This is a genomic window from Kitasatospora sp. NPDC001309 (genome assembly GCF_042896295.1).
Lineage (GTDB): Bacteria > Actinomycetota > Actinomycetes > Streptomycetales > Streptomycetaceae > Kitasatospora.
Genome location: NZ_JBIAXC010000015.1, coordinates 108,206 through 127,152, shown reverse-complemented (window position 1 = coordinate 127,152; position 18,947 = coordinate 108,206). Strand labels below are relative to the sequence as shown.

The window sequence follows — 18,947 nt, the reverse complement described above, 5'->3', positions numbered from 1 at the left end:
GGCACAACTGCGGTGGCAGGGCGATGTCGACGCGATCCGGGCCGCGCCTCTGGTGAACCACCGAGTCCGAGCCCGAGGAGGAGGACGAGGACGGGTAGGGTCGGTGCCCGCATCCGCACGCCCCTGGTCATTGTCAGTGGCACCGGGCAACCTGTGCGTATGCGTGCCCCGAGAGTTCAGTGCCCGGCCTGCGAACGGCCGGTAGCCCTCATGCCGACCCGCCGTGCCGGTTACGGCGTCATCCATGACCACAAGCGGGACCGCCGCTCCCTCATCCTCTGCGAAGGCAGCATGAAGCAGGTGCCGCTGGCCGACGCCGTCGTCCGGCAGGACGCCCTCCCGGGACTCGGCGGGGCAGACGGGGCAGAGCCCACCCTCTTCTGAGCCCAGGAGCCCACGGACAGTGCCGTCGAACGGACCGGCAGGACCCCGGGGTCCTGCCTCCGCGCCGCTAGGGCCTGTCCGGCGGATCTTGGCAGATCAGCGCGCGGCGTTGGGCGCCCGGCTGGGCGTGCGCCGAGTCGGCCTCGTACTGGACGTACTTGGGCGATTCGGGCGTGCGTCCAGGCGGGATGCCCGGCGTCGCGCGCCTGGCAAGATCCGCCGGACAGGCCCTAGTACTTCCCGCCGGCGGCCGGGCCGGTGGCACGGGGGTGCACGGCGTACAGGGCTCGCACCTGGTCGGTCCAGAACTTCTCCTTCTCCGCCTTCGAAGCGCCGAGCGACAGGAGCCCGAGTTCCTGCGCCAGGCGGTAGAACCCGGGGCCGGCGTCGTTCAGCCCTTCGTACTGGACCAGCGCGGAGAGCATCGGCTCCTTCCCGGTACGGCAGGCTGCCGTGACGAGGCCCAGCAGGTGGCCGACGGCCGCCCGGTGCCCGGCCTGCGAGAAGTCGAATCCGGGCTGCCCCGTCCGCTCCACCAGAGCCGCGTTCAACTTGGTGTAGGTCGTCATGCCGCCGCCTCTGGCGACCTCGGCCAGGTAGTCGCAACCGGCCTCGGTCAACTCGTCCCATTCGAGCTCGGTTCGGCCGTACCTCTGCACGTGCATCACCGTCAATCATCCTGTAGTCGAGGGGTGTTGACCTTACCGGAGCTCGGGCCCGGTTGAAGCACACTCCCTCCGCGGGCCGTCTGCCCTTGCTGTCGGTGCTCCGCGGGAGACTGGACCGTACGGAGCTGTCCCGACCGCGGATCGGCGGTCGGCTCCGAGGGAGGGAGCCCCCCATGAGGACGTTGCCCGGTGTCGCCGACCACGGCGGATTCGACGCCCTGGTCATCCGCACCGACTACCACGACGAGGCCGGCTGGCGGGCGGTGGTGACGGAACTGGGCAAGCCCTGGGGAGACCGGTGCTACGAGTCGCTCGTCCACTTCGTCGACGACCCCGCCTGGGCGGACGCGACTGCCGACGAGGTGGCAGCAGAGGTCCGCTCCGGCGAGCACCCGAGCGTCGTCTTCCTCGCCGACCGCACGACGATGCGGTCCGCGCCCCGCACGCTCCTCGCGGTCACCGCCGTCCGGCGTGAGGACGGGGATTACGCCGTGACGACCAGGTACGGCCGTTCCTTCCGCACCCTCCCGACCGGCGTCCACGAGATCCACGCGAACCTGAGCATCGCCAACATGGGCTTCGAGGAGTTCGCCAGGGCCGCGCAGGACGACCAGGACGGCATCTTCCGGTCCTTCTGACCGGAACCGGAACCGGCCGCCGGGCCCGTGGCGGGCGCGGCGCCGCGGCGCGCGCCCCGTGGGCGCTCCCGCGCGCCCACTACCGTGCGGCACCGGGGTGGGCGAGGATGAGCGGCCGACCGTGTCCCCTACGCGACCGAAGGGAACCCGCATGGGCAAGCACGAGAAGCCGGCGCCGGACCCCGGAACGGGCACCCCGCCGCCCGGGAACAACGACGGGCAGGTCCCGCCCCCGCCGCCGGGCACCGGCACGCGCCGCAAGTAGCGCACGGTGACGGACGACGAGGACCTGGCGGGTCGCCGGGCGCACCTGGACGCGGTGATGGAGCGCGACGGGGCGTGGCCGACCGCGTCCCCGTGGGTGCGCGAGGCCATGGCGGCGGTGCCGCGCGACCGGTTCGCGCCGGACCGGCTGTGGCGCTGGGACGGCCGGGCCTATGTGCCGCTCGACCGTACGACGGACCGGCGCGGGTGGGCGGACGAGCTGTTCGCCGGCGTCCACGACGCGGCCGTCACCCAGGTCGGCAGCAGCCTGTCGGCGCCGTCGTTGCCGTCCTCGTCGCTGTCCGCGCCGTCCGTCGTAGCGGACATGCTGGACAGCCTCCGCCTGGAACCCGGCCACCGGGTGTGGGACATCGGCACCGGGCAGGGGTGGACGGCGGCGCTGGCCGCGTGGCGGGCCGGTCCCGGGCTGGTGGTCTCCAGCGAGGTGGACGAGCACCTGGCCGCCGCCGCCCGCCGCCGTCTGGCGGCCGCCGGTCTTTCCGTCGAGGTGGTGACCGGCAACGCGACCGGCGGCGGGGCGCCCGGCGGGATGCCCGTCGACCGGATCCACGCCACCTACGCGGTGGAGGCCGTCCCGTGGGCCTGGGTGGAGGCGGTACGGCCGGGCGGCCGGATCGTCTACCCCTGGGGCCTGTTGGGGCACGTCGCCCTCGTCGTCGCCGACGACGGCAGGAGCGCGACCGGCTGGGTCCAGGGCCTCGCCCAGTTCATGGCCGACCGCACCGCCCCCACCCCGGCACCCGCCGGCCACGCCGCCTACACCGCGGTGCGCGGCGGCACGGCCGAACCGGACGCGGAGCGCCTGCTCCCGGCGTACGAGCTGGGCGCGTTGGAGAACGACTGGGACCTGCGCTTCGCCCTGCGCGTGGCCGTACCGGACGCGGCACTGCTCACCGGCCGGGACGAGGACGGCGTCAACGCCTGGGTCCACGACGGCGACCGGTCGTGGGCCGCGTTCACCGCGCGCGGCGACGGCTCCGTGATGCTGTACCAGGGCGGGCCGCGCCGCATCGGCGACGAGGTGACGGCCGCCCGGTCCGCGTGGGAGGAGCTCGGCCGCCCGGACCGGTACGACTACGGCATCACCGTCACCCCCGACTCCCAGTGGGCGTGGCAGGGCGGCCCGGACGGACCGCGCTGGCCGATCGGACGGTCGGTGTCGGCAGGACACTGACCGGCGCCCGACCTGTGCCCGACCGGTGCAGGTCAGACCGTCGCCCGGGCGATCGCGTCCACGGCGATCGTGCGCATCCGGTGGAAGGCCGTCTGCGGGTCCTCGTAGGCGCTCCAGGGGCCGGCCACCTCACGGCCCATCACCTCGAACATCTCGAAGGCGTGCGCCACCCGGGCGTTCATGACCAGTGACCAGGCGGCCCAGCCCCGGGCGGCCTGGAGCTGCGGGTGCGCCGGATCGGCCTGCTCCAGATCGGCCAGCAGAGCGTCCACGGCCGCGGTGAACTCCGGCGTCCGGTAGGCGGCCGCCCCGGCGCTGTCGCGGGTGTACTGCTCGAAGAGCGCCCGCACCCGCAGGCTGGTCAGCAGGCTGCCGGCCGGTGCGTCGGCGAGCGCGGCGTCGACGAAGGCGTGCATCAGCTCGTTGCTGCCGTGCCACTTGGCGCACCAGTACTGCAGCGCGCCCTCGTGCGCCCGCAGGTGGTGCGGGTCACGGGCCGTCACCTCGGCCCACAGCTGACGGAAGTCCTCGTTCGACCGGCCCAGTCCCATGGCGATCGCGATCTGCGCCACCCAGGGGTTGGGGTCCTCGGCCGGAGCCAGCTCGACGGCCTCCCGCGCGGCCTGCTCCGCCTCCCCCAGTACGCGGTGGAACCCGCGAGCCTGCTCCCTGGTCACCTCGGAGGCGTACCTGCCGGTGCGGATCTCCCAGGCGAGCTGCACCAGTGCGTCGGTCTGCAGCAGGGCGGCCGCCGCGTCGCGCGGCTCCTCCTCGCGCCACCGCCGCAGCCAGTCGTCCTCCTTGGAGGCCGCCGTGCTGAGCGGCTCCATCCGCATCCAGCGCCGGTTGGCGCGGCTGTCAGCACCGCTGTCGGCTCCGGCTTCGGCTTCGGCCAGGTACTTCGCCGCCGCCCGCCAGTCACCGCCCCCGGCCCCATCGAGCACGGCCGCCAACTCCGCAGACGGCTCGTCCCCCTTGACCACGAGCTGCTCGCGCGGGGCCAGCCTGCGCCACAGCTCGGTCTCCAGGAGGCTCCGCCGTTCCCGGGCGCGCTGCGAGACGATCACTTTGCCCACGACGGCGACGAGCACCACGAGCACGACGAGCACCACAAGCGAGAAGACCATGAACTGCTTTCCTAGCGGGACGGGGAGAGGCGCCGCTCACCCGCACCGAGCGGCCCGTGAGCGGGCACCCGGCACCGGGCACCGGGCACCGAAGGAGGCACAAGACACGAAGGCGTGAAGGCACGAAGGCGGCGCGGACACACCTCGCCCCGATCCCCCCGCCCCCGCACCTGGGTGCGCGGCGAGCAGGATCGTACCGGCACGGTGCACCGCCCCGCCTCAGCTTTACCCGGTCGGGGGTCTTGGAGGTCCCGCCGCCCGATCCGCAGTCACCGAACCCGCCCGAGGTCAGCAACAACCCCGGGGTTCAGGAGAGGGGTGGGCGCAGCATGCGACGCGGGTGGGAGATCGCTTCCCGGACGGCCCGTGGCCGTTTCCCGGACTCTGAAAGCCCTACGATTCCACCGGAGTTCCCAGGGCGGCGGCCCGCATGGCAAGGATCCGACGGCGGGTCTGCTCGACGCCCTTCCGGTCGTACCGCGCCGTTCCCCGCAGCAGCAGGACGTCACCACCGCGGACGGTCAGCGCGATCATCACGACTGCGGCCACCCCGGCGTTCGTCCCGCCCTCGACCCTGACGTCCTCGATGTCCTGCCAGGAGATGCGGTTCGGACGTCCCATCGAGCGCTCGACGATGCCCTGGGGCCCGATGACCAGTCCCAGCCGGGCACCCTGGTGACACCAGACCACCGAGAACACCAGCACGAACGAGTAGAACACCTTGGAACCGATCGGGGTGATGATCACACCGGCGACCGCGATTGAAAGGAACACCAGCCCGCCCGCCACGAGGAACAACCGCTGGTACTTCGGGTAGATCCGTATCGGCTTCATCAAACCTCACTGTGGTCTTCGAGCTCTCCGCCGCGTTGGCATTCTTGTGCCAGCCGCCTTCGCTGTCGACCTTCTGCTCCGAACGCGCGCCGTAGGCAGCCGGCTGACCGTTCCCGCGGGGAGTGTCCCCGAAGGTGACACGGATGGGCGGCGTTTCGCGGTTTCGGTGGTCCGCGAGCCCCTGCTGCGGGATCGTCGGTGCCGCGCCCGGGGTCGGGCGTTCCGCGTAGGCGGACCACTGGAGAGGCAGGCTCGTCGTGGTCAAGCAAGAGACATGGACGACGGACGAGTTCGGGGCCTCGCACACCGGGTCGGTCGGCGTGCTCCTCGCCGACGGGACCGTGCCGAAACCCGCGTACATCATGATGACGGAGCACGGGGCCGGACTGACCACCGCGCAGTGGACCGTGTACGACGGGCACTCACGCCTCGCCCCGCGCGCGCACGCCCTGCGCGCCGTGTGCTCCTGCGGCTGGTCCGGCCCCGAGCACCCGCTCGACTGGGGGCAGATCGGGGAACAGCGGCTCGGCGAAGCGGCCGCGGAGCCGGCGGACACCTGCGAGCAGGAGTGGGACCAGCACACCGTCGAGGTCGAGAAGTCGGCCGTGGCCCTGCCCGAGGACCTCGCCGAGGTGCTGCAGGGCCTGGGCGAGGCCATCGAGAAGCTGGCGCAGAACTCCCCGTTGGCGGCGCTGCGGGCCGCCCGGTTGCTGGAGGTGACCGCGGAGCGGACCGCGTACTGGCCCGCCCACGACGCCCGGCGGGACCTGGGCCTCGCGGCGACGGCCGCCGCACTCGGCCCGGACGAGGACGGCGCCCGCCACCTGCTGGCCCGCTTCGGGCGCTGGAGCCCGTACAGCTGAGGGCTGCCACCCGGGCGGGCGCGCAGCGCGGCGGGGGCGAGGGACGCCCGGGTGCCCCGGACGTCACGGCTCCGGGAACACCGGCATCGGCTCCGCGCCCGGGCAGCACCCGGCGTCCTCGTCGGCGACGGGCTCCCGGCACCCCCCGCACAGCCAGGCCGGGTCCGGGAGTTCGGCCGCGGAGACGGAGACCTCGTTGCCGCGCACCAGGAGCTGCCAGGTGTCCCAGGGCTCCTCCCCCTGTGCGTCGATCGTGCCGTCGGCCACGTGGTCGAACGTGAACTCCTCGAAACCGGGCGTGCCTTGGGCATGGGCGCGGGGCTTCAAGAAGTGGTCGATCAGATAGGTCATCCACTCGGGCGCGTCGTAGAACTTCTCCACCTGGCTCCACTCGATCGCCGAACCGTCCGCCGTCGGCACCCAGCGGCACCAGAGGCCGGGCTGACCCGCCGGGGGCTTGTCGAAGTCGCGGATGTCGGCGTCGCGGCCCTGCCCCGCGTAGCCGCTCCCGTCGACGTAGTAGGGGCCGCCGGCACGGTCCATGCGGCGGGTGCCGGCGAACTTCCGCAGGTACGCGATCTCGGCCGGGTTGAGCGGTGGGGTGACGGCGACCCGGCCGGTGAAGTCAGTGGTGTAGCCCATGCCGGGGATGCTAGCCACGCCCTCCGACACCTCCGTGCGGCCGGCCCGGTCAGTCCGGTCAGCCAGGTCAGTCCGGCAGGTCGATCAGGGCGATGCCCTTGTCCTGGGCGACGGCGAGGCGGCGGCCGTCCGGGCTGAGCGCGGCGACGGGGGTCGGGATGTGCTCGGCGCCGTAGCTGCCGTTCCGCCGTGTGAGCGTCACCTCGGGCCACTCGGCGACCAGGGTGCCGGTCGCGGCGTCGAGCAGGCGGGGGTGCCCGTGGAGCGAGACCACCTGGGCGGAGCCGCCCCGGCCGAGCAGGGTGCCGGCGCGGTGGTCCAAGGGGCTGTGGTGCAGCCAGCGCCGGGCCGACATCGACCACACTCCGAGGTGGTTCGCTCCAGCGGCCGGGGCCGCCGCGCAGCCGGACTCGTCGGCCCCGTCGTCGGCTCCGTCGTCGACCAGGTAGTCGAGCTCGCCCGTTGTGGCGATCGCCAACCGGTCGGCGTCCAGCCAGCAGCCGGAGACCACTTCGGCGTCGGTCTCGGGGGACGCCGGGAGAACCCCGTCGCCGTCCAGCACCGCCGGATCGGCGAGCGCCGCCGCGAGGTCGTACACCTCCGCGACACCGTAGGGGTGCCACACCCACCCCGTCACCAGCAGGTACCGGCCGTCCGGGCTCACCGCCGGCCGCGAGTGGAAGATGTCCACGGGCTCCCGGGCACCTCCGGTGAGGCGCCGTCCGGACTCCAACTCCTCGATCTGGAGCACGTTGTACTCCTCGGGGCAGTGGACGAGCACCTCGCGGCCGTCGGGCAGCGCGCCGAGCGCGACCGGGTAGTCGTAGGCGTCGGCGCAGTGGTCGGCCCGGGCGAGCTCGCGCAGCACGCCCCGTCCGTCGAGGCCGACGACCACACCCCTGGTACCCCGCTCCTCGTGGACGACGGCGTAGCGCCCCGAGGGCGAGACCACTGCCCGGTCGAACCCGGGGCCGAAAGCGGCGGCGACAGCTCGGCCGGGACGCTCCGTCCCGTCCGCGCTCCACCGCCGACCACCGCCGACCGGATCGATCAACTCGCCGCCCTCCCAAGCCAGGGAGCACACCTTCCCCCGGACCGGCCACCAGTCCACCGTCGACACCCGCCGTCCCCCACTCCCCAGGCGCCCGCCGCCCATCGGCAGGCAAGCCAAGGCGGGCAAGCTAACAGGCCTGCCCCGCGGCGCGCACACGAATGATGCGGCTGCGGGTGCGGACGGCGGGTGGCAGGAAGCGGGCATGGATGACCTGGTCACCGAATGCCTCGTCCTCCGCCCGCTGACCCCTCGCCAGGCCCGCCGCATCCTGGACGGTCCGCGCGGGCCTCAAGGGAATTGGGCTCGCGGGGTGGCCTCCGCCGGGTCCACGGCGGCCGCGGCCGCGTCCTCCAGGGCCTCGGGCACGGGCAGGGCGTGCTCCCCGGCGGCGCACCCCGGGCATACGGCGTTCATCGAACGGTCCACTCCTCGCGGCGACTTGTGCGCGAACGATCCGGCACGCAGTAGACCACGCGGAACTGACGATGCGTCACCGAATTCGCACAACCGCCGGTGGCTCGGCAGTCGGCCCGGCGGGCGGCCCGGCGGTCCTCAGGACGGCGCGACCGTGCCGCCCGGACCGTACGCCCCCAGGTAGCCGTCCACCTGCGCACGCCGGTAGCCCCGGGGCACCACCGCGAACACCGCGGCCGCCGGGCGCCGATGCGCGGCCTGCGCCAGGTGGGCGTCCACCTGTGCCGGGTCGTAGCCCCGCCACGCCGTGGCGAACACCGGCACCACGCCCACCGCCACCAGGTCGACCTGCGCGGGGTGGTAGCCGCGCCGCACGACGCGGAACCGCGGCCCGCCCGCACGCCGCCCCGGCCCCGACGCCGACTCCAGGTAGGCATCCACCTCGGACCGCTCGTAGCCCCAGCTCACCAGGTCGAACCCGCGCCGGGCGACCGCGTCCACGGGCACCGCACCAGCAGGTGCGGCGGCCAGCGCGCGGTCGACCTGCGCCCGGTCGTAGCCGCGCCGGGCGATGGTGAAACCCGGGGCGTCCGGGCGCCGGGAGGGCGCCAGGGCCAGGTAGGCGTCCACCTCCGCGCACTCGTAGCCGCGCCGCACCACGTCGAACCCGCTCCCGCCGCCCTCGGCCATCCGCCCCTCCCCCTGTCCCACCGGCCTCAGCCGTCTGCCGCCCCGTCAGCATCGCACAGCCCCGCCCACCGGCCTCAGGCCCAGAATCGGGCCGACTCCGCCAGCGCGGCACGGGAGGGTGTCCGCTCCTCGGTCACCCCGCGTCGGGCGCGGGGTGCGGGCAGTAGGATCGACGGCGTTGTCAGTCGTACACCGCTGGTAGGAGGCTTTTCATGGCTCAGGTCACGCTCAAGGGGAACCCGGTCGAGATCGGCGGCGTACTGCCCGCCGCCGGCAGCCAGGCCCCCGCGTTCACGCTGGTCGGCGAGGGCCTCGCGGACACCTCGCTCCAGGACTTCGCCGGCCGCCGCAAGGTCCTCAACATCTTCCCCAGCATCGACACCCCCACCTGCGCCACCTCCGTGCGCACCTTCAACGCCAAGGCCGGCTCGCTCGACAACACCGTCGTGCTCTGCATCTCCGCCGACCTCCCCTTCGCCCAGGCCCGCTTCTGCGGCGCCGAAGGCCTCGACAACGTCAAGACCCTCTCCACCCTGCGCGGACGCGACTTCCACGACACCTACGGCGTCGCCATCAACAACGGCCCCCTCGCCGGCCTCACCGCCCGCGCCGTCGTCGTCCTCGACGAGAACGACACCGTCCTGCACACCGAGCTCGTCGGCGAGATCGCCGACGAGCCCGACTACGAGGCCGCCCTCGCCGCCCTCAGCTAAACCCCGCACACCCCACGCACCACGGGCCCGCCCCGCACCGCCACCCACAGCGGCACGAGGCGGGCCCTGCCTGTTCCCGCAGGCAGGGCCGCTGAGCCCTCACCGCCGCTCCGGGCCCCGGAAACCAGGTGACCGCAGCCGCCGCCGTCCTCGACAATGGCGCATGTTGATCGATCACTGGCCGCTGCTGGGGCTGCGCCTGGACACTCCCCGCCTGGAGCTCCGGCTCCCCACCGACCGCGAGCTGGCCCAGCTGGCCGACCTGGCCGCAGAGGGCGTCCACCAGCCGGACCGCATGCCCTTCCTCGTGCCGTGGACCGACCTTCCTCCGGCCGAACGGGCACGGTCCGTGGTGCAGCACCACTGGTTGTGCCGGGGGAACTGGTCACCGGGCGACTGGGCCCTGAACCTGGCGGTCTTCGAGAACGGCCGGGTCGTCGGCCTGCAGACCATCGCCGCCCGGGACTTCGCCGTCCTGCGGGAGGTCACCACGGCCTCCTGGCTCGGTGTGCGCCACCAGCGGCAAGGGATCGGCACCGAGATGCGCGCCGCCGTCCTGCACCTGGCCTTCGCCGGCCTGGACGCGCTGGAGGCGACATCGGGGGCCTTCGAGCACAATGCCTCCTCGTTCGCCGTGTCCCGGAAGCACGGCTATGAGCTCGACGGCGTCGACCGTCACGTGGTGCGCGGCGGGCCCGTGACGAACAGGCGGCTCCGGCTCACCCGCGACCGCTGGGAGGCCCATGCCGAAGTCCCCGTCTCGGTCAGCGGGCTGGCGCCCTGCCGGTCGATGTTCGGACTGTCAGCGGGCGCGTGATCCCTCACGGGGCAGGTTCGAACGGCTCGGCGCCTCGGCGTGCGGGTGGGCGGGAGCAGGTGGGACAGCCGCGGCCGGCCAGGTGCTCACTCCGGCTGCGGCTGCGGTCGGGGCCGGGGCCGGGGCCGGGGTCGGGGTCGTGGACAATCTCGGGATGTTCGGCAAATGGATCACCCATCGCACGGTGGACGGCGTCCGCGTCCCCGGCACCTGGCGGCACGTGTTCATCCGCAACGGCGGCCACCACTTCCTCATCGACCTCTTCATCTATGCGGACGGGCTCATCGACTGCGGGGGCCTGGTCACCGTCGAGGAGTTCGAGGAGAAGGTGCGCACCGGGTGGGTGGCCACCAGCCTGCCCGAGGGTGGGGAGGCCTCCGCGGACGAGCTGGCGGAGTGGAGGTTCAGCGGGCCGCGGAGCTGGCGGACTCCGGAGCAGTTGGTCGCCGAGGTCCGCGACACCGTCGACCTGCTGAACGGGCGGCCCGACTCGACCCGCCGGTGCCTGGCCGCCGTCGAGGTCTTCCTCGCCGCCCGGACCGAGGAGAACCGGGCCGCGGCCCGGGCGGCGTTCATGGCCGTGCCGGCCCCGCAGCGGTGCCGGGTGCTGGGCGACATGGATCGGAAGGACGCCCCGCTGCGCGCGCTGGTGGCCGGGCCGGGCGGCCGCACCTACCTGCCGGGCGAACCGCCGGTCACGCAGGAGGTCTACGACCGCGCCCTCGCGTACTTCGAGGGGCGGGCGGCCTGGAGTGCCGAGCGGCCCGCCCGTGTCCCGGCGGACGGGCCGGTGGCGTCGCACGCCCCGGCGGTCCGGCTCTGCCGCTTGTCCCCGAACGAGCCGGTGGAGGATCCCGGCAGGCTCGGGCTGCGCAACGACTACCCCGCTCCGATCACGGTGGGAGAGACCGGCTACCCGTCCGTCACCCACGCCTACTGGGCCTTGTCGGTGGCTCAACCCGAGGTCCGGGCCGCGGTCGCGACGGCCGGGACCGCCTCCGCCGCACGCAAGGTGGCAGCCGGGGCGCCCCGCCGCGAGGGCTGGGAGCACCTGCGGACCGCCGTCATGACGCGGCTGCTGCGCGCCAAGTACGAGCAGCATCCCGAGCTGGCCGAGATCCTGCTGGCGACGGGCGACGGCACCCTGGTCTACGACGACCTGCACTCGGCCTTCTGGGGCGACAACGCCGGCCAGGGGCGCAACTGGACGGGGCGTCTCCTCGAACTCGTCCGTTCCGAGCTGCACGCACGGCGGGCCGGGATCCCCGGGCTGTGACCGGATCGGGTGAGGAGTTCCGGGGATCCCCGGCGGCACCGGTCAGATGACCGGCGGCCCCGCCTCGATGCGGCGGAGGACCGGGGGGAGGCGGTCGAGGTCGGGGCCGGTCTGGAGCTGCCGCTCGTCCCACCAGGTGGCGCCGGCGTCGTGCAGCGGGCCGACCACGTCCTTGGCCCTGGCCGGGTGCAGGGGCGTGGCGCCGCCGAGCACGAACTCGAAGGGGCGCTCGGCCCCGGTCGTACGGTGCTCGCACACGTAGCCGACCAGCTCCCGTACCTCCGTCACGTCCGGCGGGTGACCGTGCCGGGCCGTCTCGAAGAGCGGCACCGCGCCGTCCCACCGTGCTGCCCGCCGCATGGGCGCGCGGCGCGGCCAGAAGCCGCCGATCCACACCGGCGGACGGGGCTGCTGCACGGTGGCGGGCACCAGCGTCACGTCGCGGACCTCGTAGTGCCGGCCGTGGTGGTCCACCGGCTCGCCGGACCAGAAGCGGCCCAGCAACTCCAGCCCCTCGTCGAGCCGTTCGGCGAGGACGCGCGGCTCGGCGGGGTCGCCGAAGCTGCGGTACTCGTCGTCGAGCGGACCGCCCAGGCCTGCGGCGAAGATCGCCCGGCCGCCGCTGAGGTGGTCCAAGGTGGCCACCTGGCGGGCGAGTTGCTGCGGACGGTAGCGAGGGACCGGGGTGAGCAGGGTACCCAGTCGGATCCGGGAGGTGGCCAGCGCGGCGGCGGTCAGCAGCATCCAGGGGTCCCCGAAGGGGCGGCCCTGGTGCCGTCGGTGCAGGACGTGGTCCCAGACGAAGAGCCCGTCCCAGCCCGCCTGTTCGGCGGCGGCGGCCACGGTCGCGACGTTGCGGGGGTCGGCGAAGTCGCCGAAGTTGGGGATGTTCACGGAGAACCGCATCCCAGCAGGATGCGCGGCCGACCGCGACGTGGCAATCGAATTCGGACCGGCGGGGTCGGGCGGGTCAGGGGGTCAGGGTGCCAGGGGGCCGCCCGGGGTGAGGGCGAGGCCGGTGAAGCGGGTGGCGATCAGGCGGTGGGCCTCGGGGGTGGGGTGGACGGCGTCGGGGTGCGGGTGGATCTCGTGGTCGGGCTCGCCGTACAGGGCGCGGCCGTCGAGGTAGTGGAGGTTGGGGTCGCCGTCCGCGACCCGGGCTTCGACGATGCGGGCCAGTTCGTCGCGGACCACGGTGAGGGTGAGGCGGCCGGGGCCGGGCTCGCCGGTGGCGCGGAAGCGGAGGGTGCCGCCGGTGAAGTCGGGGGCGAGCGGGCCGGGGGTGTGCTCCTGGACGGGGCAGAGGATCGGGGAGACGACCAGGAGGGGGGTGGTGGGGTGGCCGTCGCGGATGGTGTCGAGGAAGCCGTGGACGGCCGGGGTGAAGGCGCGCAGGCGCATCGCGTCGGCGTTGACCACGTTGATGCCGAGCTTGAGGCTGATCAGGTCGGCGGGGGTGTCGCGGATGGCACGGGCGGTGAAGAGGTCGAGCAGGGCGCTGCCGCCGAAGCCGAGGTTGGTGAGGTCGAGGCCGGCGGCGAGGGCCACGAGGGCGGGCCAGGTCCCGGTGGGGTGGGTGGCGTTGGAGCCGTGGCTGATGGAACTGCCGTGGTGCAGCCAGCGGTTGCGGGTTCCGGCGGCCACGGGGGTGAGGGGCGCGTCGGAGTCGAGGGCGATGAGTTCGGTGGTCTCGGTGTGCGGGAGCCAGATCTCGACGGTCTTGTCGCGGGCCGGCAGGCCGGTGAAGTGGGCGGTACCGGGCGGGCCTTCGGTGAAGGTGGTGCGGCCGGTGGCGAGGTCGATGGTGCGCAGGTTGCCGCCGGGGACGGTCGTCTCGGCGGTCTGCCGGCCGTCGACGAGGAGGTCGTAGACACCGTCGGGCAGGTCGGGCACGCCGGGGTAGGCGCGCTTGGTGGGGACGGTGTGCAGTGCCAGCGTGGTGGCGCGGGTTCGAAAGGTGAGCCGGACGCCGGAGGGCTGGGACTGGGCCATCGCGAGCTGTTCGTCGGGGATCTGGCGGCGGGCGCGGGCGGGCAGTCGGTGCGGGATCAGGCCGCGGCCGGTGTGTTCGACGTCCAGGTGGCCGTGCAGGAGGGCTTCGGTGACGGGCGTGGTGATCATGGCGTCTCTTCGTTCTGCGGTGTGGAGCTCTGCTTCCTATGATGAGTATGGGATTGCCTAGATGAATTAGGCAAATGGGAAGCCTGTGTAGGTGCAAGCAGGGATCCGGTGCTTCTCGGCTTGAGGGAGTCTTGAGCGGTCGAGCTGGTCCGAACGGACCGGATGCCGGATGATCGGGCCCGCGGGGCCGGACCGGACCGGAACTCCGGCACGAACGGCACGAACGACGCAAGCGGCACGAGCGACACGGGTGAGCAGAGGGGCTGCGGACATGGAAACGGCACGCACACTCGTCCTGGTGGCGGCCACCGTCACCTGCGGACTGACCGCCGGGCTGTTCTACGCCTACGCGTGCTCGGTGATGCCGGCGCTCGCCCGGGTCGAGGACCGGACGTTCATCGAGGTCATGCAGCGCGTCAACGTGGCGATCCTGAACGGCTGGTTCGTGCTCGGCTTCGTCGGCGCGCTGCTCACCACGGCTGCCGCGGTCGCCCTGCACCTGCCCTCGGACGGTCACCGCGCGCTGCCCGCCACGATCGCCGCCCTGGTGCTGTACGGGGCGGCGCTCGTGGTCACCCGTGCGGTCAACATCCCGCTGAACGACGCGTTGGAGAAGGCCGGGGCGCCGCAGCGGATCACCGACCCGACGGCGGTACGCACCCGCTTCGAGGCGCGCTGGGTGCGCTTCAACGTGCTGCGCGCGCTGCTGTGCACGGCCGCACTGGGCTGTCTCGCCTGGGCGCTGGTCCTCGACGGGCCGCACTGAGCGGCCCGTCGACCTTGCCGGACTCCCGTGCGGCCCACCGGCCGGTGTTGCGCCGGTGGGCCGCACGGGAGGCGCGGCGGTACTCGTCCTTACCCGCCCGCGACCCGCGCCACGAGGGGCCGGCGCCCCGGCGTTCGGGAGGCCGCCCGGGGGCTGCCCAGGTCCGCTCGGCCCAGGTCCACGCGGCTGAGGTCCACGCGGCTGAGGTCCGCAGTCGTGGCAGCCGGAACGGGCGCGGCAACCCCGGCCGACGTGGCACGCCGGACCGCGGCGGGCCGCCGGAGGGTGAGGGCGAAGTCCCGGTGCGCCTTGGACGTCGGCGTCAGGGCGGGCGGCAGCTGGATCCGCCCGTCCTCGACCATCCGCCGCACGGCGGTGCGGCTGAGGCCGAGCCCGAGCATCAGCAGCCGTTCGACCCGGACCGGCACAGGCAGCTCGAAGGCGACCAGGACGGTGAGCGGAGTCGGGTCGTCGAGCGCGTGCAGGGGCGTCCGGACCTCCAGCTCCCAGGTGCCGGTCCAGTCGAGGCGGTAGCAGTTCCGGGCGGCGAGCGAGGCGCTCGTCGCCAACTCCCGCACCACGGCGGCGTCGTTGGTCTCGTAGGCCACCAGTCGGGCCGGGTCGAGCGAGGAGACGTGGGCGCGTTCGTGGACGGGCACCTTCGAGGTCCGGTCGCAGCCCGCGCAGCTCAGCAGCAGCCAGACGTCCAGCAGCTTCCCGCTGGCGTTGACGCGGATCTTCCCCGAGGGGCGGTGCCGGGTGCCGGGGCAGTCCGGGCAGGGCCGGACGACGGTGGGCAGGGCGGACTGACGCACGGCCCAGCGGGCCTTGCGGTCGGTATTCATGGTGGTGGTTGCTCTCAGGACTCTGCAGGAGCGCCCCACGGGCCCCGCCCCCCAGCGGCCCCGACCGTGGCAGGCCGGAGCAGGGCAGGGCGGATCGCGGGCGCTCCCGGGATGACGGATGCACACGTGGGCGCGGGTCATCGCCTCGGTACCGAGCCGTCAGGCTCCGAGGTCGATCGCGCGACAGGGTTCGTTGGTGCTACGTGGCAGCCGTTAAAAGTCCATGCGGATGATCGTGGTCGAGGATCGGCCCGCGGGCAACCGGTTTTTCAGCAGGCCCGGCGGGCCCGGTCGGGGCCGGGCCGCGCCTGGTCAGCCCCGGCCCGGCCCCGGGCCGGGCCGGGCCGACTGGGCCGGGCCCGGTCAGCAAAGGGTCGCGAAGCGGTACCCGCGCGCCTTGAGGGTGGACAGGATCGTCGGCAGGGCCGCCGCAGTCTGACTGCGGTCCCCGCCGCCGTCGTGGAGCAGGATCACCGAACCGGGGCGGACGTTGTTCAACACCCGCGACCGGATCGCCGCCGCCCCCGGCCTGGACCAGTCGGCCGGGTCCACCGACCAGAGCACGACCTGCTTGCCGAGCGCCGCCGCCCGGGAGCGCACCGTGCCGTTGACCGCCCCGTACGGCGGGCGCAGGCACGTCGGGGTGTGTCCCGTCCGGGCGCGGATGACCCGGTCGGTGTCGCCGACCTGGGCGGTGAAGGAGGAGCCGGAGAGCCGGCGCAGGTCCGGGTGCAACCAGGAGTGGTTCTGCACGCTGTGGCCCTGCCGGGCGACCTGGGCGGTGAGCGAGGGGTGGGCGGCGACGTTCTCGCCGAGCTCGAAGAAGGTCGCGCGGACGCCGTAGCGGTCGAGGATCGAGAGGATCTTCGGGGTGTAGGCGGGGCTGGGGCCGTCGTCGAAGGTGAGGTAGACGACCTTGGCGCCGCCCTTGCTCCCGGCCGGACCGGCGAGCCCTGCGGGACCGGCGAGCCCCGCCGGCCCAGCAGCGTCCGCGGTGCCGACGGGGCCCCCGAGCACCGCACCCGCCGCCAGCGCGGCGACGGCGAGCGCGCCGACCGCCTCCCGGAGCCGTCCACCCTTCCGCCGCCCAACTCCGCTGCGCCCAAAGGCTCGTAAGGCCATGCCTGCCCCCTGGTGTCGGAACTGCCGTGCACCGACCAGTCTGCGCCGCCGACCGCCGGCACCGCGACCGGCCCGAGCACGAAAGGGGACGAAATCGGCCAGCCGGACGGCGGGTTGACCGCGCGCACGCCGCGCCGGGAGCGCCCGGGGTCAGCGCGCGCCGCGCCCGTGCAGGACGAGCGCCCGGCCGAGCGCCAGCAGCCCCGCCGTGCAGAGCACCGTGCGGCACACGTTGGCCGTGACCCACGTCCCCTCGAACTTCGCCCGCACCGCGGCGAGGTCGAGGATCCGGGACGGATCGCCGGCCGCCGCCAGGTCGTTGTTCAGCGGGATGTTGACACCCATGGTGACCATCAGCGCCACCCCGTACAGCAGGGTCGCCCCGGCCGCCCAGAGCGCCGCCCGCCGCCGGCCCGCCCGGTGCTGGAGCCAGGCCGCGACACCCGTCGCGACGAAGGCGCCGACGAAGACCAGGCCGAACACGCCGTTCTCGATCGACGTGTTGATGTGCTGCATCGCCGTCACGTACGTCCGGTCGTCACCGGCCGCCAGGCCCGGCATCACCGCCACGTCGAAGGCGAAGAACAGCCCGGCCATCAGGCCCATCGCGAGGGTGGCACCCACCAGGACCGGACCGGCGGCCCTGCCACGGCCAGCGGGCACCACCGGCGGGGCACCTCCTCGGGTGGGGCCGTCGAAGGCCCCTGGAGCGGTGCGGTGATCGGGAGTTGAGGTCTGGCTGGAGCGCATCGGTCATCCTTCGGTTCTCCCCGGCGCCCAGGCGCATGCGTGAGCGTCCACGGCACGGGCCGGCCCCGGGGCCCGGGGCCGTACCTCCTCCGGCGTCCACCAGAGCACGGCGCGGCCGCCGCCGACCACCGCCCTCGACCCGTCCTCCAGCGGTCCTTGAGCACACCCAGCGGGCGCGCAGCGGAAGGACCGCTCTCACGGCGAGACCGCGACGACCGCGACGAAACCGCGGCGGAAAGCGGTGGCGCGGCGGCGACGGCGGGCGCTATGCTCCCCGGCGATGAACACTTTCGCTGCTCTCGGATCGGAGGTCCCGTTCGCCCAAGGTGAGTGCTGATGCTCACTCACACCGCGAACGAGGATGACTCCCGCTTCTCCCTCTGGCGGCGCGTACGCGAGTACGCCGTGCCGCCCTCCATGATCGAAACCGCCACCGCGCGCCGACTCGCCGGTGACTGGGCCGGGGCCTGCGCCGCCGCCAACGTCGAGGTCGACTTCCGCCTGCGGGACGTCGCGCACGCCCACGGGCACACCCTGGCCGAACGGGTCCGCGAGGACCTGCGCCGCCTGGCGCCGGACCTGCTGCGCTGGCACCTGCCGCGTACCGCCCCCGCCGGACTGCTGCGCGCCGGGCTGACCGTGCCGCTCGCCCGCTACCCGGGCGAACGGCCGGTGCACCTCGTCGTCCGGACACCGCCCGCCTGGGCGGAGTACGGGCAGCGGATCAGCCTGGCGCTCTGGGACGGTTCGGATCCCGGCCCGGCCCCGCACCCCCATCCGCGCCCCAGCCGCCGCTACCGGCTCGACCTGCACCGGCACCTGTGGGACGCGGGCCGCAGCGGTGAGTTGGCGACGAGGGCCGGCTCGTGTCCGCCAACCTGCCCACCGGGCACCGGAGTCGGGCCGCACAGGCTGCGCCGGGCGGTCGACCGCTGGGCCGCCGAGGCCGAGCTGCTGCTGCGCGCCGAGGGGCTCCCGCCCGGGCCCGTCGCGGTCCGGCTCGGGCGCGGTGAACGGCTGGTGCTCGCCCCCGACGGCCGCATCGGCGCGGCCGTCGGGGACCTCCGGGCCCTGCCCCTGCTGCCCGACGCGGCGACCTGGGTACCGCCCGACCTCGACCTGCTGCACAGCGGGGAGCTCGACGCCGGCCGGCTGCACCCCCTGGTCGCGGCCGCACTGGCGCCCGGCCACCGACCGGGGCGGCAGGACCGACCACCCGCCGGACAACGGCTGGTGGAGTGCCGCGGCGCCCGGCACCGGATCGCCGTGGTCGACGGGGTGCTGACCGCACTCGACCACGACCCGGACCAGCTGCGCCGCGAGGAACTGCTGGCCGCGCTGTCCGGCACCCCGCTGCCCTGCCTGCGCGCCATCGACCAGGCGCACCGCGATCCGGCCGAACTGGACGACGTTCGGGAGCGGTTGAACCACGGCGACACCGCCGGGGCCCTGGCCGTGGTGGAGGACCTGCTCGGCCGACAGGCGTCACTGCGCGACGGCCCCTTGCGGGACGAGCTCGCGGCGACCGCCGAACGCCGGGTCGCCTACGGCCTCTACCGCTCCGGCCTGACCGTCGACGGGCGGGCCAAGGCCGTGGCCGGCAGGACCTCCTACGCGCTCTACCGGTTCGGCAGGCCCAGCCACCTGCGCGGCGGTTACCCGTTCCCCCGTCCGCCGCGGATCGCCACCACCACTCGCTGACCACCGCTCGACCGCACACGACCTGCGCACCCCGCGCATGCCGTGCACCCTGCGCATGCCGCG

Annotated in this window: 20 protein-coding genes; 9 read left to right on the top strand and 11 right to left on the bottom strand. The window is 74.0% G+C overall.

From position 1 onward, the window contains the following. The first annotated feature begins 210 nt into the window (after positions 1-210). Positions 211-384: a hypothetical protein gene (locus ACFY2K_RS17765; RefSeq protein ID WP_380522797.1), complete on the top strand. Its 174-nt coding sequence runs from the start codon at positions 211-213 to the stop codon at positions 382-384. A gap of 230 nt (positions 385-614) precedes the next feature. Here the strand turns inward: ACFY2K_RS17765 and ACFY2K_RS17760 are convergent, their stop codons facing one another. Next, on the bottom strand, positions 615-1,049 hold the full coding sequence (locus tag ACFY2K_RS17760) for a hypothetical protein (RefSeq protein WP_387712329.1): 435 nt from the start codon (positions 1,047-1,049) through the stop codon (positions 615-617). Between the two features lie 176 nt (positions 1,050-1,225). Between ACFY2K_RS17760 and ACFY2K_RS17755 the strand changes: the two genes are divergently transcribed. Beyond that, positions 1,226-1,690: a DUF6924 domain-containing protein gene (locus tag ACFY2K_RS17755; protein ID WP_387712326.1), complete on the top strand. Its 465-nt coding sequence runs from the start codon at positions 1,226-1,228 to the stop codon at positions 1,688-1,690. A 271-nt stretch (positions 1,691-1,961) separates the two neighbouring features. After that, a complete protein-coding gene (locus tag ACFY2K_RS17750) occupies positions 1,962-3,149 on the top strand; it encodes a protein-L-isoaspartate O-methyltransferase (RefSeq protein ID WP_387712323.1) in 1,188 nt (395 codons plus the stop codon). Positions 3,150-3,181: 32 nt separating this feature from the next. Here ACFY2K_RS17750 and ACFY2K_RS17745 read toward each other — a convergent pair whose 3' ends face one another. Next, positions 3,182-4,276 (bottom strand): hypothetical protein, encoded by a 1,095-nt coding sequence (locus tag ACFY2K_RS17745; protein ID WP_380522793.1) that lies wholly within the window; start codon positions 4,274-4,276, stop codon positions 3,182-3,184. A gap of 393 nt (positions 4,277-4,669) precedes the next feature. Next, entirely contained in the window at positions 4,670-5,110 is a 441-nt protein-coding gene (locus ACFY2K_RS17740) for a hypothetical protein (protein ID WP_380595162.1), read from the bottom strand. Between the two features lie 257 nt (positions 5,111-5,367). Between ACFY2K_RS17740 and ACFY2K_RS17735 the strand changes: the two genes are divergently transcribed. Next, positions 5,368-5,973 (top strand): hypothetical protein, encoded by a 606-nt coding sequence (locus ACFY2K_RS17735; RefSeq protein WP_387712320.1) that lies wholly within the window; start codon positions 5,368-5,370, stop codon positions 5,971-5,973. 63 nt (positions 5,974-6,036) lie between these two features. Here ACFY2K_RS17735 and ACFY2K_RS17730 read toward each other — a convergent pair whose 3' ends face one another. The 3 genes from ACFY2K_RS17730 to ACFY2K_RS17720 form a co-directional block, all read right to left on the bottom strand. Continuing rightward, positions 6,037-6,615 (bottom strand): hypothetical protein, encoded by a 579-nt coding sequence (locus tag ACFY2K_RS17730; RefSeq protein ID WP_380522790.1) that lies wholly within the window; start codon positions 6,613-6,615, stop codon positions 6,037-6,039. 67 nt (positions 6,616-6,682) lie between these two features. Continuing rightward, positions 6,683-7,567, bottom strand: coding sequence for a hypothetical protein (locus tag ACFY2K_RS17725; protein ID WP_380595156.1), 885 nt, complete (start codon positions 7,565-7,567; stop codon positions 6,683-6,685). Between the two features lie 654 nt (positions 7,568-8,221). Next, the gene (locus ACFY2K_RS17720) at positions 8,222-8,773 is read right to left on the bottom strand and encodes a DivIVA domain-containing protein (RefSeq protein WP_387712317.1); all 552 of its coding nucleotides are present in this window, start codon (positions 8,771-8,773) and stop codon (positions 8,222-8,224) included. Positions 8,774-8,985: 212 nt separating this feature from the next. On the opposite strand from ACFY2K_RS17720, the gene tpx reads away from it, so the two are divergent. From tpx to ACFY2K_RS17705, 3 genes are all read left to right on the top strand, one after another. Continuing rightward, on the top strand, positions 8,986-9,486 hold the full coding sequence (tpx, locus tag ACFY2K_RS17715) for a thiol peroxidase (RefSeq protein ID WP_387712314.1): 501 nt from the start codon (positions 8,986-8,988) through the stop codon (positions 9,484-9,486). Positions 9,487-9,649: 163 nt separating this feature from the next. Then, the gene (locus ACFY2K_RS17710; RefSeq protein ID WP_387712311.1) at positions 9,650-10,303 is read left to right on the top strand and encodes a GNAT family N-acetyltransferase; all 654 of its coding nucleotides are present in this window, start codon (positions 9,650-9,652) and stop codon (positions 10,301-10,303) included. Positions 10,304-10,457: 154 nt separating this feature from the next. Further along, a complete protein-coding gene (locus ACFY2K_RS17705) occupies positions 10,458-11,579 on the top strand; it encodes an NADAR family protein (protein WP_380644886.1) in 1,122 nt (373 codons plus the stop codon). A gap of 42 nt (positions 11,580-11,621) precedes the next feature. On the opposite strand, the gene ACFY2K_RS17700 is transcribed toward ACFY2K_RS17705, so the two are convergent. Together ACFY2K_RS17700 and ACFY2K_RS17695 are read right to left on the bottom strand one after the other, a co-directional pair. After that, positions 11,622-12,485: an LLM class flavin-dependent oxidoreductase gene (locus ACFY2K_RS17700; RefSeq protein WP_380594934.1), complete on the bottom strand. Its 864-nt coding sequence runs from the start codon at positions 12,483-12,485 to the stop codon at positions 11,622-11,624. Between the two features lie 72 nt (positions 12,486-12,557). After that, complete coding sequence (locus tag ACFY2K_RS17695) at positions 12,558-13,700, bottom strand: GDSL-type esterase/lipase family protein (protein ID WP_380644885.1); 1,143 nt, start codon at positions 13,698-13,700, stop codon at positions 12,558-12,560. 271 nt (positions 13,701-13,971) lie between these two features. Between ACFY2K_RS17695 and ACFY2K_RS17690 the strand changes: the two genes are divergently transcribed. Continuing rightward, entirely contained in the window at positions 13,972-14,466 is a 495-nt protein-coding gene (locus ACFY2K_RS17690) for a DUF1772 domain-containing protein (RefSeq protein WP_380594930.1), read from the top strand. 89 nt (positions 14,467-14,555) lie between these two features. Here the strand turns inward: ACFY2K_RS17690 and ACFY2K_RS17685 are convergent, their stop codons facing one another. The 3 genes from ACFY2K_RS17685 to ACFY2K_RS17675 all read right to left on the bottom strand — a co-directional run bounded on the left by ACFY2K_RS17685 (position 14,556) and on the right by ACFY2K_RS17675 (position 17,183). Continuing rightward, positions 14,556-15,311 carry a DUF1062 domain-containing protein gene (locus tag ACFY2K_RS17685; protein ID WP_387712307.1) on the bottom strand — a complete coding sequence of 252 codons (756 nt, stop codon included), beginning with the start codon at positions 15,309-15,311 and terminating at the stop codon, positions 14,556-14,558. Between the two features lie 363 nt (positions 15,312-15,674). Next, positions 15,675-16,433 (bottom strand): polysaccharide deacetylase family protein, encoded by a 759-nt coding sequence (locus tag ACFY2K_RS17680; RefSeq protein ID WP_387712304.1) that lies wholly within the window; start codon positions 16,431-16,433, stop codon positions 15,675-15,677. Between the two features lie 150 nt (positions 16,434-16,583). Beyond that, on the bottom strand, positions 16,584-17,183 hold the full coding sequence (locus ACFY2K_RS17675; protein WP_387712301.1) for a DUF1772 domain-containing protein: 600 nt from the start codon (positions 17,181-17,183) through the stop codon (positions 16,584-16,586). A gap of 336 nt (positions 17,184-17,519) precedes the next feature. Between ACFY2K_RS17675 and ACFY2K_RS17670 the strand changes: the two genes are divergently transcribed. After that, positions 17,520-18,884 (top strand): hypothetical protein, encoded by a 1,365-nt coding sequence (locus ACFY2K_RS17670; RefSeq protein ID WP_387712298.1) that lies wholly within the window; start codon positions 17,520-17,522, stop codon positions 18,882-18,884. The last annotated feature ends 63 nt before the right edge of the window (positions 18,885-18,947 follow it).

What these genes read in the sequence shown, in the direction of transcription:
- ACFY2K_RS17710 (WP_387712311.1), top strand. Translation starts at nt 9,650, where the DNA reads ATGTTGATCGATCACTGGCCGCTGCTGGGGCTGCGCCTGGACACTCCC.
- ACFY2K_RS17700 (WP_380594934.1), bottom strand. Translation starts at nt 12,485, where the DNA reads ATGCGGTTCTCCGTGAACATCCCCAACTTCGGCGACTTCGCCGACCCC.
- ACFY2K_RS17765 (WP_380522797.1), top strand. Translation starts at nt 211, where the DNA reads ATGCCGACCCGCCGTGCCGGTTACGGCGTCATCCATGACCACAAGCGG.
- ACFY2K_RS17720 (WP_387712317.1), bottom strand. Translation starts at nt 8,773, where the DNA reads ATGGCCGAGGGCGGCGGGAGCGGGTTCGACGTGGTGCGGCGCGGCTAC.
- ACFY2K_RS17670 (WP_387712298.1), top strand. Translation starts at nt 17,520, where the DNA reads ATGCTCACTCACACCGCGAACGAGGATGACTCCCGCTTCTCCCTCTGG.
- ACFY2K_RS17730 (WP_380522790.1), bottom strand. Translation starts at nt 6,615, where the DNA reads ATGGGCTACACCACTGACTTCACCGGCCGGGTCGCCGTCACCCCACCG.
- ACFY2K_RS17755 (WP_387712326.1), top strand. Translation starts at nt 1,226, where the DNA reads ATGAGGACGTTGCCCGGTGTCGCCGACCACGGCGGATTCGACGCCCTG.
- ACFY2K_RS17690 (WP_380594930.1), top strand. Translation starts at nt 13,972, where the DNA reads ATGGAAACGGCACGCACACTCGTCCTGGTGGCGGCCACCGTCACCTGC.
- ACFY2K_RS17745 (WP_380522793.1), bottom strand. Translation starts at nt 4,276, where the DNA reads ATGGTCTTCTCGCTTGTGGTGCTCGTCGTGCTCGTGGTGCTCGTCGCC.
- ACFY2K_RS17740 (WP_380595162.1), bottom strand. Translation starts at nt 5,110, where the DNA reads ATGAAGCCGATACGGATCTACCCGAAGTACCAGCGGTTGTTCCTCGTG.
- ACFY2K_RS17680 (WP_387712304.1), bottom strand. Translation starts at nt 16,433, where the DNA reads ATGGCCTTACGAGCCTTTGGGCGCAGCGGAGTTGGGCGGCGGAAGGGT.
- ACFY2K_RS17760 (WP_387712329.1), bottom strand. Translation starts at nt 1,049, where the DNA reads ATGCACGTGCAGAGGTACGGCCGAACCGAGCTCGAATGGGACGAGTTG.
- ACFY2K_RS17685 (WP_387712307.1), bottom strand. Translation starts at nt 15,311, where the DNA reads ATGAATACCGACCGCAAGGCCCGCTGGGCCGTGCGTCAGTCCGCCCTG.
- ACFY2K_RS17705 (WP_380644886.1), top strand. Translation starts at nt 10,458, where the DNA reads ATGTTCGGCAAATGGATCACCCATCGCACGGTGGACGGCGTCCGCGTC.
- tpx (WP_387712314.1), top strand. Translation starts at nt 8,986, where the DNA reads ATGGCTCAGGTCACGCTCAAGGGGAACCCGGTCGAGATCGGCGGCGTA.
- ACFY2K_RS17695 (WP_380644885.1), bottom strand. Translation starts at nt 13,700, where the DNA reads ATGATCACCACGCCCGTCACCGAAGCCCTCCTGCACGGCCACCTGGAC.
- ACFY2K_RS17675 (WP_387712301.1), bottom strand. Translation starts at nt 17,183, where the DNA reads ATGCGCTCCAGCCAGACCTCAACTCCCGATCACCGCACCGCTCCAGGG.